The organism is Marinobacter sp. (assembly GCF_052094685.1).
GTDB lineage: Bacteria > Pseudomonadota > Gammaproteobacteria > Pseudomonadales > Oleiphilaceae > Marinobacter.
In genome coordinates this window covers 24531-37424 of the sequence record NZ_JBQDKB010000029.1, presented here as the reverse complement: position 1 = coordinate 37424, position 12894 = coordinate 24531, and the positions used below count along the sequence as shown (strand labels likewise).

The following is a 12894-nucleotide window of genomic DNA, read 5'->3' as shown; positions in this document are numbered from 1 at the left end:
ACAAGATCACTTTAAACGCTGTCTGTCAGGTGCAAGTCCGACAGGCTGCTAGAGCAATAATCTGTTCATCCCGAAGCCGCGTTTCCCGGATGGTGGATAGCTGCGTTTGTTGTTGGTGTATACGCCGTGCCAGCGCACCCACTACCAGTAGCAAAATCGCAGCCGTCATGGCGAAGGTTACCCACATGCCGGCCAGATGCAGCTGAGCCAGGTTGGCATTGTGATGATCATGGGTGATAGGTGAGTGCCAGATAACCAGAGCTGTGTAGACGGCAATCCCCGATAGGGTCAGGGCAATGCTCTGACTGAGGGGAACCAGAATAATCCCCACAGCGATAGGCAGTAACAACAAAGAAACTAGCGGATTGGTGTAGCCACCGGTTAGAAAAAGCCAGCCGCCGATCAAGGCCAGATCAAGAGCTAAGCCTGCGCTTACGCTGGACGGAGCGCGCGGTGGCCTGCGGGTAAACCAGAGCCAGCCCAGGGTTGCGAGAATACCGTAGAGTAGGCAAAGCATGAGAGCTTCAGCTCGGTGGGCAAGGGCGACAACGGTTTCCGCCACTGCAATAGCAACAAGCTGAAGGCCAACAACAGCAAGGCGCATACCCAGCAGATAGCGGGCCGCCTGTTGAAAACCGGTTTGAGAGTGAGTGAGCCATTCCATGCGGTGAATTCTAGCAGGGCAGGGTTGGTAGCAGTAAAACAAACGATGGGTTCTGGCGCCATTCTGACGAAAATCAATTCTGGAAGTAGCAAACCAGATCCTGGTTGACGACATCGCCCGTTAGTTGCAACGGTTTTGTACGCAGATCAAAGGCTTGTATAGCCTGTTCTGGAGAAAACTGTGTTCTGTGAGTGATGGTGCCGGGGAGCCGGTCTGGCTGATAGATGCAGTTTCTGCCATTGGGGAACAGCGCGACATAAGCAATTTCAGTTTCCACCAGATCCTGAAAAAAGTGTGAGCCATAAGACAGGTCTGGCACCATCTCTCCGTCCATTTCGGCCACCTCAACCAGCACAGACGCTCCTGCTATGTCGGCAAAACGCACGGGGACGCCCAGTTCCGGGCTGCTTGTGCCCCAACGACCGGGGCCAATAAGCATGGTTTTGTCGTCGCTTTGACGTATCTGCTCGCCCACAAGGTGGGCCACCTCGTACCGTTGGCTGAGGTTCAGTCGGCTGTACACGGTCGCATCCACCCTGATTACACGTTGAATGCTGAGATTGATATTGCCGCCCATAAAATGGCCGCGCGTGCGGAACAGCAGTTGTTGGTCGGGGATTTCAGAGGGAAGAGCCGCGGCTTTGGTTTCACCGATAGTGGCCAGAGGGCGGCATTGTACCAAGTTGAATGTTGGCTCGCCCTCGCTGTTCAGGTGTAGCGTGAATTCAACATCCACCGGGTGCTGATAACCTGCCTCCAGGGTTTTTAGCAGGTTTGACAGGCGGCCAATAAATTGGCTTTTACGCACCAGCGGCTGGAATGTCAGGCGCCACACGGGGCCGGGTAGACTCAGTTCATGTGCTCGTCGGCTGGCAGTCCGGTCTATTTCGCCAAGATGGCTCAGGGGGAGGCTGGCTGCCTCCTGGGCAAGGTTACTTAAAGGGTGCGTGGCCAGCTTGCCTTCCCGTAAATCCAGTGTATCCAGAAGATGTTGGGAAAAACGATAGGTTTCATCCTGGTTGCGAAACGGCTGGCGGCTGGGGTAGTCCAGCGCCATAACGCAGGCGTGATCGCCTTCAATTCGATCGACGGCACGGGTGCCTAGCCCCATAACCAGGCGAACCATGCCGGCGGCCGGGTCCATATTGCTATCCCAGGCAAAGGTATTACGAGAGACGCCTACGCCGGCGGCGTCTGGCAAGTAATAGCGCCCGTGGAAGCGGCCATTAACCCGCTGAATCAGCAGCGCCATGGGTTCTTCTCGCTGATCCAGCCCTCTTTGCTTTCGGTACACCAGTGCGTCTTCGCTCATGGTGGAGGCGTACACTTGGCGAATGGCATCTTCCAGCGCCGAAAGCCGAACTTCTGGTGCACCTTGGTTTACCAGAAAAACACTGTCGTATTTGCCGGCAAATGCGTTTCCAAACCCGTCTTCTTGAAGGCTGCTTGAACGTACCAGAATCGGGTATTGGCCATAGTGATCCAGCAGTCGCTCAAGTTCCACCCGTATTTCCGGAGGAAATTGGCCGGCAAGTAGGCGTTCGCGCAGATTTTTTGCCTCAGGAAGGTAACCGGAAGCTGAGCGTTGGCGCATGATGGCTGGCCAGAGGCCGTTATGTACCAGGAATGCGTAGTAAGCATCTGAGCCCAGGTAGCTGGAATCATGGGGTTCCAGATTTTCCTGCCAGATATCGGGTTGATTGGCGAGCAGGATGCTGCGGGCAATCAGCATGCCTGTGGCTTTGCCGCCGATATAGCCGCTGCCAATCATTCTGGTGCGTATCGCGAGCAGGTCTTCAAGGCTGAGGTAACGTTTGGCAAGATCCAGCATGCGTGGATCCCGGCTAATCAGAACGTTTAATACGCGATTCAGTACATCGGTAGTTTGTTCTTGGTCGTCGGCTTCAAGGGCGTGGGCAACTTGAAGAAACAAGCGATCCCAGTAGTCCAGCAGCGGTTGACGGTTTAGTTGGGCCAGTTCCAGCCCGGCTTGAAGGCGGGTTGCATCACTACTGTCGGTGACTGGTATAAAGTGGCCGTTTTGCTCCCGGTGCGGCAGAAACATGGTGGGAGATTGCCGGCGCCAAGCTTTAATGGGCTGAATCTGAACGTCTTCCCCTAGGCGGTGAACATCAACCATCACCTGAGTTGTCTGCCGGATACGGTCTAGCGTCGTACGCGAGTGCCGGTCGGGATAAAGCGCAAACCAGGCGACGGTTTCCAGTTCATAGAGAAAGGGGCAGACTACCCGAAAAAAGTTGCCAACCATGGCATCGGTTGCCCAGGCATTGAGCAGATCGCTCAGGCAATCGCAAACATAGAACGCGCCCCGGCCATGCTCTTCGATCAAACGCCAGACACGACCAGTGAAGGCTTCAAAACCGCCAAGGGCATCGATACTTTCTATATGAATGTTGGCTTGTCCAGCGGACACCAGCGGAGGGTGCTGGCCAAAACGGAGGTAGATAATACGGCGCCCTGCAGACGCCGCAGACTCGATAAACGGGGTGACAAAACGGCGATAATCATCCAAATCGCTGATCCGCCAGACAACGTTGTCGCCTATTCTGAGGCTATCAAGCAGATCGTCTAGCCCCGTCAGGCCGGTGGAAACCCGTCTTTCATCCTGTGAGTTTCCATCGGCCTGGGTCATGAGCTAAGGCTCCGTGATCAGATAACGCCCATAGAGGCCATAGCCCGAGCTACTTTAATAAAGCCTGTAACGTTGGCGCCCAGCACATAGTTGCCTTCGGAGCCGAACTCAGCCGCTGTTTCATAACAGTTCTTGTGGATCTGGATCATGATGTCCTCAAGACGCTTCTGGGTGTAGTCGAAGGTCCATGAATCACGGCTGGCATTCTGTTGCATTTCCAGGGCAGACGTCGCTACGCCACCGGCATTGGCTGCTTTGCCAGGGCCATACATTATTTTAGCGTCCTGGAAAATAGCGATACCTTCTGGAGTTGTCGGCATGTTGGCGCCTTCAGCAACCGAGATGCAGCCGTTTTCAACCAGAGTCTTGGCGTCGCTGGCGTTCAGTTCATTTTGGGTAGCGCATGGCAGTGCAATGTCGCATGGAATAGACCAGATGCTGCCACCTTCAACGTATTTTGCGTCTTTGTGGAACTCTGTGTAAGCGCTGATACGACGACGCTCAACTTCCTTGATGCGCTTGACCACGGCCAAATCAATGCCTTTCTCATCCACGATGAATCCGCTGGAGTCGGAGCAAGCAATAACGGTGGCACCCAGCTCATGGGCTTTGGCAATGGCGTAGATGGCCACGTTACCGGAGCCGGAGACAACAATCTTTTTGCCTTCTATCGAGTCGCCACGGGCTTTCAGCATTTCATTGGTAAAGAACACGGTGCCATAGCCAGTTGCTTCGGTACGAGCACGGCTGCCGCCCCAATCAAGGCCTTTGCCGGTAAGCACGCCGGATTCGTAGCGGTTGGTGATGCGCTTGTACTGTCCGAACAGGTAGCCAATTTCGCGGCCGCCTACGCCAATATCACCGGCTGGCACGTCTGTGTATTCGCCAATGTGGCGATACAGCTCGGTCATCAGGCTTTGGCAAAAGCGCATGATTTCGTCGTCTGAACGGCCTTTGGGGTCAAAGTCGCTGCCACCTTTACCGCCACCGATGGGCAGGCCGGTCAGAGCGTTCTTGAATATCTGCTCGAAGCCCAGGAATTTAATGATGCCCAGGTAAACCGACGGGTGAAAACGCATGCCGCCTTTGTAAGGCCCTAAAGCGCTGTTGAATTCCACGCGGAAGGCACGGTTGATATGGATCTCACCGCTATCATCCTGCCAGGGCACCCGGAAAATAATTTGGCGTTCGGGCTCGCAGATCCGCTGAATGATTTTTTTCTCAGCAAATTCCGGGTACTTCACCAGAACAGGCCCCAGAGTTTCTAAAACCTCGTGAACAGCTTGGTGGTACTCGTTTTCACCGGGATTGCGGTGCAGAACGTCTTCGTAAATAAGTTCCAGTTTCTCATCAAGTCGGGCGGTCATAGGGTGTTCCTTGTTTCGGTTCTTGCTTATTGCAGGAAAATGAAAAGACTGCGTCGGAAAAAGGGGGCGGTGATTTGACCATATTGCGGCCCGTTTGGCAAGTGAGGCCCTCCAGTGAGGGCTGGGCAGATACCTCCAGAGGGATGCGGCATTGTGTCTCACGCGCGCGGAGGCAAGCCCGTTTATCATCCGTTCAACCTTTTGATTCAGACAGGCCCGCCCACGGGGAAATAGCAGTATGAAGGAACGAGCGTTTGCCAGATATGCACAGATCGCGATGATTGGTTTTGCAGGGGTTCCCGCATTTGTGTCGGCACAGGCTGCCGGGGAAAACGCGGTCATTCGGGTAACTGAGGGGCGGCTCAGTGGTAACGCCCATGCGGTATTGGCAAGTGAGCCGATAAATCGGTTGGCATCCGACCCTTCCGTATCTCTCTCCCGAATGGGAGGGCGTGGCCTGGATCCCGTGGTGCGAGGGCAAAGCCAGGAAAGAGTGGATCTACTGCTGGATGGCATTCGGGTGGAAGGAGCTTGTCCCAGCCGGATGGACCCGCCAACCAGCCGCCTGAGCAGCGCCTTGGCACCGGCTCTGGAAGTACGAACCAATAACCGCACCTTACGCTGGGGCCCTGTTGCTGGTGGGCAGGTGATAGCCACAACCGCTGACCCGCAGTTCAATGGCAACGCAACGACCGGCCAAGTGACGATTGGTGGCTCAGGCAATGGCAACGGAAAACTGGTCAATGCCGCCGCTGCTGTAGGTAGCGAGCAAGCTTGGTTGCGGTTGTCTGGCGGCTACGATGAAGCCAACGATTACGAAGATGGCAATGACAACAAGGTTCGCAGCGCTAATAAAAATGCCGAAGGCCGGGCCGATGCCGCCTGGACTGCAGAAAATGGCTTTTTCATCAAAGGAATGGTCAGCCGCCAGGAAGAAAGCGATGTGAAATACGCAGGTTCCGGTATGGATGCTCCAAAAACTGACACGGACCTGTACCGGATGGAGTTCGGTGCACCAGTCGCTGATGGCGAGTGGAGCCTGCTGACCTGGCAGGCGGATGTTGACCACATTATGGACAACTTCAGTCTGCGCCCGGTGGGTATGATGAAAATGCAGACGGATTCCACAACACAAACCCGCGGCCTGCGCTTTACCCTTGATCAGAGCCCCAATAGCTCAACCGATTGGGCCGTAGGTGCAGACTTGGAGATGAACGACTGGGATGCCACGCTGTTTAACGTTACTGGCCCTATGCCCATGGCTGCGTCACTCATGTGGCCGGGAGTCGAACGTGAGCGTGTCGGAATGTTTGCTGAGGGTTTCCGGCGTATTGCCAGAGACGTAAAGGTTGGAGCCGGCGTTCGATATGACCGTGTGGAAATGGATGCCACCAGAGCTGGCGAGATGGCTAGCATGGGCATGACTCCAGCCATGCTTTACCAGAGCGCATACGGCACGACGGATGTAGGATCCGAGGACAATAATGTAAGCGGGTTTGTATCCAGTGAATGGCGCTTGCCGCACAATCAGGCGTTAACCCTTACCGTCAGCCGAAGTGTGCGTAGCCCGAGCGTTACTGAGCGCTATCTCGCCCGGAACGCCATGGGAGGTAGCTGGATTGGCAACCCCGATCTGGATACGGAGAAACACCACAAAGCAGAATTGGCCCTGAGTGGCAGTAAAAACCAGTGGAGCTGGAAGCCGGTCGTTTGGGTTGATCAGGTAGATGACTTTGTGCGGCGCTATCAAGAAACATCGGCGGATACCCGTTATGAAAATATTGACGCCCGCCTACTTGGCGTTGAAATGATGGTCGGCTGGACCGACGGCACATGGAGCAGCAACAGCACTTTGGCCTCCGTTCGCGGTGAGAACCGTGATAATGGTCAGGCCCTTGCGCAGATTCCTCCAGTGCAGTTTGTGCAAACGTTGGGCTGGCAACGCATGGGGCACAGCATTGAAGCTCAGTGGCAACTGGCCCGTCGCCAGGATCGCATCGACCCCTTATCTGGGCTGGATGCGGGAGAATCACCGGGATACGGCGTGTTCAACCTGTCTGGCAGCCACCCGTTGATGGAACACCTCACCTTCAACTGGGCTTTGGATAACCTGTTTGATAACACCTGGGCGCCTCACGTGAGCCGCGCAAACACCGATCCGTTCAATCCTGATGCGGTGCGTGTGAACGAGCCGGGGCGCGTGCTGCGAGCGGCACTGACGGCCAGGTGGTAAACCGTGCAATGGCGGTTGCCCGCGGCTCATAGCCAGTGGGTAACATTCTGCCCCGTGCGGGATTAACTCCCCTGCACGGGGTTTTTTTGGCCAGCAGGTTGGCATGAACTTCTGAAAACAAACGTATAATGCTCCAAGGCAGTATTTTTGAGGGCACACGCATGACCACCGGCGAAAAGATGGGGCGAGATTATGACTGAACCCTTGCTGGTTGTTCGGGGCCTGAGCAAACATTTCGCCAGTGGCAACGAAACCGTATCGGTTGTCGAAGCGCTGTCGTTTACCCTCGGCCAAGGCCAGTCGTTAGCACTGACTGGCCGCTCCGGTTCCGGCAAAAGCACTCTGTTGAATCTGCTGTGTGGCTTGGAACTGCCGGATGCCGGCACGATCGCGCTGCGTGATCAGGTTTTTGATGCTGATGGTGCCACAGCACGGCGAAAGGCAGCAGGCTGGTCGGCGTTGCGCCGGCGGCATATTGGCGTGGTGTTTCAGGAGGCGAACCTGATGCCCGCCCTGACGCTGCTGGATAATGTGCGGCTGCGGGCCCAGCTTGCTGGCCGTGATCCGGCAAACAGTGACGATTGGCTAACTCGCTTGGATATCGGTGAACTGGCCCGGCGCTATCCGGATCAGGTATCCGGTGGCCAGCGTCAGCGGGCAGCTCTGGCCATGGTGTTTGCCATGGAGCCCGCTCTGATTCTGGCGGACGAGCCCACCGGAAGCCTTGATCGACATACGGCTGATGAGGTTACCAGGGTCTTGTTTGATCTACAGGCCCGCCACGGCTGCGGCCTGATTCTGGCCACCCACGATGCAGAGCTGGCCGCCGGTTGCCAGCAGCACCTGGATCTCGGCCACCAGAGCGACGTATGAACGGCTCTCTGTCTCGCCTCTTGCCTCCTTACCCTTCTCTCTTCATGCCTAAGGCTCTACTCAGCCACTACCGACGTCATCCTCTGCAACTGCTTGCTCTCGCGGTCATGATTCTTCTCGCTACCATGCTGTGGACGGGCGTTAGCCATCTTACCAGCCAAGCCCGTGTGAGCCTGGCTCAAAGTGAGAGTGCTGTGGCGGAGCGCCAGCAAGTGGTGCGGGACGACGGCCAGGCTCTGGCAGTTGAAGACTTCGTTTCACTTCGGCTTGCCGGCGTCTGTGTCATGCCCTGGCTGGAGGTGACCCCAGAAGAGAGTGGTAATCGCCTTGTGGGAATCGACCCATTGGCTGCCCACTGTTTCGGGGCCGATGCATCCCAGGCGGTGGATCAGCCGCTGGATGGCAAGCCGTTTGTGGATGTTCACTTTGCTGCCGGTACCCGTGCCCGCGAAAGCCGGTTGTATTTGCTGGTGTCTGACACCACGAAAGCCGCTGAGCTGCCGCCTGATTACGATCTGACGACCTTTTCAGCCAGCCCGGACACCGGCGAGCTCGGGGCCAGTTTTCTGCTCAATCTTGAAGCGCTGGGGGTGCTGGTATTGCTGATCACCGCTCTGCTGTTGCGCAGTGTTTACCTGCTGGGATTAGCGCAGCGCCGTGACAGTTTTGCCCTTTTGCAGCGTTTTGGTGTGTCGCCCATGCAAGTTCAGGGTTGGCTGGTGCTGGAAATTCTTGTGTTGGCGCTGGTGTGTGTGGTGCCCGGCGTATGGCTGGGCCGATGGCTGGCGGCAGCGCTGGGTAGCGGGTTTGGGCAGGCTCTGGATGGGCTGTTTGATATACCCCTTTATGCGGGACAAGGGCAGGGCTGGTTAACGCCGGTACTGGTTATGCTGGCGGTGGTGGTGATTGCCTGCTTAGGGGATCTGCTTTTGCTCAGGTTCCGTGGGCGATTTTCTTTGCCGCTGCCCGTTCGGGCCGGCTTGGCCGCAGTTCTGTTGGCAGTTGGGCTGGTTATGGGGTGGCTGGCGCCCTCGCTGCTCTGGGTGTTTATTGCGGTGGCTCTGGTGTTTGCCGGAGCCGGTTGGCTAACGCCCGCCGCCGTCGTGCAGTTGGCTCACTGGCGTGCAAACCACTCGAAAGCACCGCTTGCCCTGTGGCGCTACCGGGAGCTTGCTGTTCTGGTTCGCCGGCTGACCTTGCCGCTGGTTGCACTGCAGTTTGCGCTGGCTATGGTGCTTGCGGTTCAGGCTCTGGTTACCACCTTTGAGAGTACCTTTGATCGCTGGCTGGCGCAGCGATTGGAGGCGGCGTATTACATTGAAGTGCCGGCCGGGGCCAATAGCCCCCAGGCAACCGAATGGCTCACCAGCCAGCAGGCAAGGGTTACAGGTTTGCAGTGGCATCGAGTGATTCGAGGTAGCGCCCAGCTGGCAGCTGCGGGTGATGCACGCGAACAGAGCGTAGATGTATTTGCGCTCACTCCCGTAAGCTCCCTGATACGCGGATGGACATTGCTGGAAGCAGCAGATCGCCCCTGGGAAGCCTTGGCGGCTGGTGAAGGAATCATGATCAACGAGCAGCTGGCGCGCAGGGAGAAGGTGGCCGTGGGCGACCGCTTGCAGCTAATTCTCGGTGACCAGCCACGAGCTCTATCCGTGTTGGGCGTTTATCCAGATTATGGTCGGCCTGTCGGTGAAGTCCTGTTGAACGGCGAAACCCTACCGGACACCTTTAACATTCGTTTCGAGAGCCTATCCGTTACGCCCGGAGAGCCCGGAATTGCGCCCATTACTGATGCACTTGAGAAAGTCTGGGGCGTGCAAACAGTAGCCTTGAGGGACAACGACACTGTCCGCGCGCTGGCCACCGGCGTGTTTGATCAAACCTTTGCACTCACTCGCGCTATGACGCTACTCACCCTGACTCTGGCGGCCTCGGCGTTGCTGATGATGGGTTGGGTGTTTTTCTCTACAAGAGCCTGGTACTTCCGGTTGTTGGTGGTTTGGGGTTTGCCGCAACGGGAGGCCGCAGCTCAGTTGTTGCGGCTTGCATTATTGCTGACCGGCGGTATCGCCGCATTGGCTTTGCCTTTGGGCATCTGGCTCACCTGGGTGCTGGTGCACCGGATTAACCCGCTGGCGTTTGGCTGGTCTCTGCCTATGGCGGTTTATCCGGCATTCTGGCTGGAACTCGCTCTTCTCAGCTTGGTTATCGGCTTGAGCATCGCCGCGCTGATGCGCCGTCAGCTTGGCAAACCTGCCATTGCGCCGTTATCCGCCAATGCTCTAACGGGAGGTGAGCGATGATCCGGCACTTTAGTTTGGCATTGGCTCTTTTGTTGTTGGCCGGCTGTTCCGGAGATGCCGGGGATGAAGGCTTCGCTGGTTTGGCCGGGCTTGAGAAAAGCCGTACAGGGAACACCAACACGAATACGCCGTATTTGCAGCCAGGCCCGGGCGATCGACTGACGTTTCCCGCCGACTTCGGCCCGCATCCACAGCACCGTATTGAGTGGTGGTACCTCACCGCGAATCTTGAAACTGCGGCGGGCGATCCCTTGGGGGTGCAGTGGACGCAGTTCCGGCAGGCACGCCAACCCAGAGCCGTTGCCGAGCCTGCGCCGGCTGCAACAGGCTGGCCCCTGCAAGCCGCCTGGATGGCCCATGGGGCGGTGAGCTGGAAGGGCCAGCACTACTTTTCAGAAAAGCTTGCCCGTGGGGATGTGGGCAATGCGGGTGCTACAGCCGTTCCGTTTCAGGTGTGGCTGGACAACTGGCGGCTGACCGGCAATGCCGATAACACTCTCTGGAGACTGCAAGCTACCGGTGAGGGCTGGAGCTATGATCTGACTTTAAGTATTGATGGCGCCCCTGTGGCCCACGGTGACGAAGGGTTCAGCGCCAAATCCGCCAACGGGGAAGGCTCTATGTACTTCAGCCTGGTGGACATTGCCATTACCGGCCAGGTAACACTGGATGGCGAAGTGTTGGCGGTTAGTGGCAAAGGTTGGTTTGACCGGGAATGGAGCAGCCAGCTACTGAAAACCGGGCAGAAGGGCTGGGACTGGTTTGCATTGCATCTGGATAGCGGCGACAAACTGATGGCCTTCCGTTTGCGGGATGACAACGGCAGCTTCTACTCAGGAACCTGGATGCCCGCAGAGGGTGATCCTGTTCCTTTGAACTCTGAAGAACTGAACTTGCAGGCGCTGGATCAGCGTAAAGGTGTACCCGTGCGCTGGCGGCTAAGCGTGCCGGCCTATCAAGTGGATCTGGAACTGAGTGCTCCGCTTGGTGATTATCTCAATCGGGGGCTTTATCCCTATTGGGAAAGCCCGGTGAGTGTGTCTGGAAGCCATCAGGGAGAGGGTTATATGGAGTTGACCGGGTATGTTGACTGAGCGCTGATTTGTCTGGGCCCCTGTTTGCCACGAGTTCCGTTTACCAGGTAATGCTGTTCGCATCCGGTTCTGAACGTGAACCCAAACCTGGGTTCACGGGGCCGATATCGATGATGGCCTCGCGCTTACTGGTATCTTTCTCAATCAATTCTCGGAGCCGCATGCCTTGTTCTTTCATGGGGTCAGACAGGTCGATAATGATTTCTACGCGCCGATTTTTTGCGCGGTTTTCGGTAGAGCTGTTTTCCACTCGGGGCTCTGTATCTGCCAACCCTTTGACGGCCAAACGGGTGGGTTCAACATCGCCGGTGGCCAGCAGCACGTTTGCAACGGCGGCTGATCGGGCAGCAGACAGATCCCAGTTACTGTAAAAGCGGGACGTTCTGATGGGAATGTCATCTGTATGCCCTTCTACCGTTAACTTACCGGGCATATCTGCCAGTACTTGCGCCATCTCAAAAAGCAGGCTTTCGAATTCCCAGGTAAGCTCTGACGAACCAGAGGGGAAGGAGCCCTTTTCCTCTACTCGAATGACGATGCGGTGCTGATCGTGGTCTTGTTCTACGATAATGCGACCATCTTCAATGGCTTCCGCAAGAACGTCTTGAATGCGGGAGGCGCTACTCTCTAGGGATTCTTTTGCTGCGGCTTCGAGAGCTTCTTCCGTTGGGCTTTTCAGAGTTTGCAGCTCTGGCTGCTGATCGGTTGTGGTCTGTTTTATCTCGTTAACCAGCGTAGGCTCAGGTGGCGCTGGCGAGAACTTGTCGAAAATTGGGCTGGTACCCTGGGGAATCTCTAGCGCCGGTACCTCTCGCTGAACGCCGAAGGCCTTTGAGAGCTCACCGGCAATTTGCTTGAACTTCATGGCGTCGATTTCAGAAAACGACAGCAGGAGCACAAAGAAACACATCAGCAGCGACATTAAGTCGGCAAAGGTAACAACCCAGGCGGGAATGCCCGGTTTTTCCTCTTCTGGCAGCTCGTCCATGGGGCTTATCCGTTGGCGGCCTCCGCCTCAGGCGCTTTGTCACGCTGGTTTGGCGGCAGATAGCTGGAGAGCATCTGTTCGATAACGCGCGGGTTTGTGCCTTGTTGAATAGCCACCAATGCGTCGGTATAGAGCATTTGCAGACGAGCCTCTTCGGTCATCCGAAGGGACAGTTTATCGGCAATAGGGGTGGCGATCATGGTCGCAATCATTGCACCATAAAGCGTGGTAAGCAGAGCGACCGCCATGGCTGGGCCGATGGATTTCGGATCTTCCATATTGGAGAGCATCTGCACCAAACCAATCAAAGTACCGATCATTCCCATAGCTGGGGCGACATCGGCCATGGCGGTGAATACTTTGGCGCCAGACCGGTTGTGATCAAGAGTCATCAGGCGCTCTTTGTCTAGGAGCAGTTTGATGGTGTCACCGTTCTGGCCGTCTACCAGCATCTGGATACCGCTGCTCAGAAACGGCGAGCCGACCTCCCGGCCTTCGAGCCCTAGAACGCCTTCTTTGCGGGCGACATTGGCTACGTCTACCAGCTCTTCAATGCTTTTCTGGGTTTCTGGGAGCTTGAACTTGAAAGCCCGGGCCGCGGCTTTAAAGGCGCCAAGAAACTGTGGGATGCTGAATTTGGCCAGCACCACCAGCAGGGTTCCCCCAACAACGATCAACAGCGATGCCGAGTTGAGAAAAACATCGGGGGACACGCC

9 protein-coding genes are annotated in these 12894 nt (G+C 56.5%); 4 read left to right on the top strand and 5 right to left on the bottom strand.

All coding sequences use genetic code 11. The annotated features are described in order from the left end of the window. Positions 1-25: 25 nt before the first annotated feature. The 3 genes from ACTH3S_RS08055 to gdhA form a co-directional block, all read right to left on the bottom strand. Positions 26-664, bottom strand: a complete 639-nt coding sequence (locus tag ACTH3S_RS08055; protein ID WP_441808498.1) for a hypothetical protein — start codon at positions 662-664, stop codon at positions 26-28. Between the two features lie 73 nt (positions 665-737). Further along, positions 738-3317, bottom strand: a complete 2580-nt coding sequence (locus ACTH3S_RS08050; protein ID WP_441808497.1) for a PEP/pyruvate-binding domain-containing protein — start codon at positions 3315-3317, stop codon at positions 738-740. A 17-nt stretch (positions 3318-3334) separates the two neighbouring features. Beyond that, a complete protein-coding gene (gene gdhA, locus ACTH3S_RS08045) occupies positions 3335-4684 on the bottom strand; it encodes an NADP-specific glutamate dehydrogenase (protein ID WP_441808496.1) in 1350 nt (449 codons plus the stop codon). A gap of 238 nt (positions 4685-4922) precedes the next feature. Between gdhA and ACTH3S_RS08040 the strand changes: the two genes are divergently transcribed. The 4 genes from ACTH3S_RS08040 (at position 4923) to ACTH3S_RS08025 (ending at position 11190) form a co-directional block, all read left to right on the top strand. After that, positions 4923-6917, top strand: coding sequence for a TonB-dependent receptor domain-containing protein (locus ACTH3S_RS08040; protein ID WP_441808495.1), 1995 nt, complete (start codon positions 4923-4925; stop codon positions 6915-6917). Positions 6918-7109: 192 nt separating this feature from the next. After that, on the top strand, positions 7110-7790 hold the full coding sequence (locus ACTH3S_RS08035) for an ABC transporter ATP-binding protein (RefSeq protein ID WP_441808494.1): 681 nt from the start codon (positions 7110-7112) through the stop codon (positions 7788-7790). Next, entirely contained in the window at positions 7787-10096 is a 2310-nt protein-coding gene (locus ACTH3S_RS08030; RefSeq protein WP_441808493.1) for an FtsX-like permease family protein, read from the top strand. Before ACTH3S_RS08035 ends, ACTH3S_RS08030 begins: the two co-directional genes overlap by 4 nt. Beyond that, a complete protein-coding gene (locus tag ACTH3S_RS08025) occupies positions 10093-11190 on the top strand; it encodes a lipocalin-like domain-containing protein (RefSeq protein WP_441808492.1) in 1098 nt (365 codons plus the stop codon). The genes ACTH3S_RS08030 and ACTH3S_RS08025 overlap by 4 nt, the downstream gene beginning before the upstream one ends. Positions 11191-11230: 40 nt before the next feature. On the opposite strand, the gene ACTH3S_RS08020 is transcribed toward ACTH3S_RS08025, so the two are convergent. After that, entirely contained in the window at positions 11231-12178 is a 948-nt protein-coding gene (locus tag ACTH3S_RS08020) for a flagellar motor protein MotB (RefSeq protein ID WP_441808491.1), read from the bottom strand. Positions 12179-12183: 5 nt separating this feature from the next. Beyond that, positions 12184-12894: MotA/TolQ/ExbB proton channel family protein (locus ACTH3S_RS08015; protein ID WP_441808490.1), on the bottom strand; the 711-nt coding region annotated here is incomplete at its 5' end.

Coding starts and splice junctions, on each gene's coding strand:
- ACTH3S_RS08020 (WP_441808491.1), bottom strand. CDS start 12,178: ATGGACGAGCTGCCAGAAGAGGAAAAACCGGGCATTCCCGCCTGGGTT.
- gdhA (WP_441808496.1), bottom strand. CDS start 4,684: ATGACCGCCCGACTTGATGAGAAACTGGAACTTATTTACGAAGACGTT.
- ACTH3S_RS08030 (WP_441808493.1), top strand. CDS start 7,787: ATGAACGGCTCTCTGTCTCGCCTCTTGCCTCCTTACCCTTCTCTCTTC.
- ACTH3S_RS08035 (WP_441808494.1), top strand. CDS start 7,110: ATGACTGAACCCTTGCTGGTTGTTCGGGGCCTGAGCAAACATTTCGCC.
- ACTH3S_RS08040 (WP_441808495.1), top strand. CDS start 4,923: ATGAAGGAACGAGCGTTTGCCAGATATGCACAGATCGCGATGATTGGT.
- ACTH3S_RS08025 (WP_441808492.1), top strand. CDS start 10,093: ATGATCCGGCACTTTAGTTTGGCATTGGCTCTTTTGTTGTTGGCCGGC.
- ACTH3S_RS08050 (WP_441808497.1), bottom strand. CDS start 3,317: ATGACCCAGGCCGATGGAAACTCACAGGATGAAAGACGGGTTTCCACC.
- ACTH3S_RS08055 (WP_441808498.1), bottom strand. CDS start 664: ATGGAATGGCTCACTCACTCTCAAACCGGTTTTCAACAGGCGGCCCGC.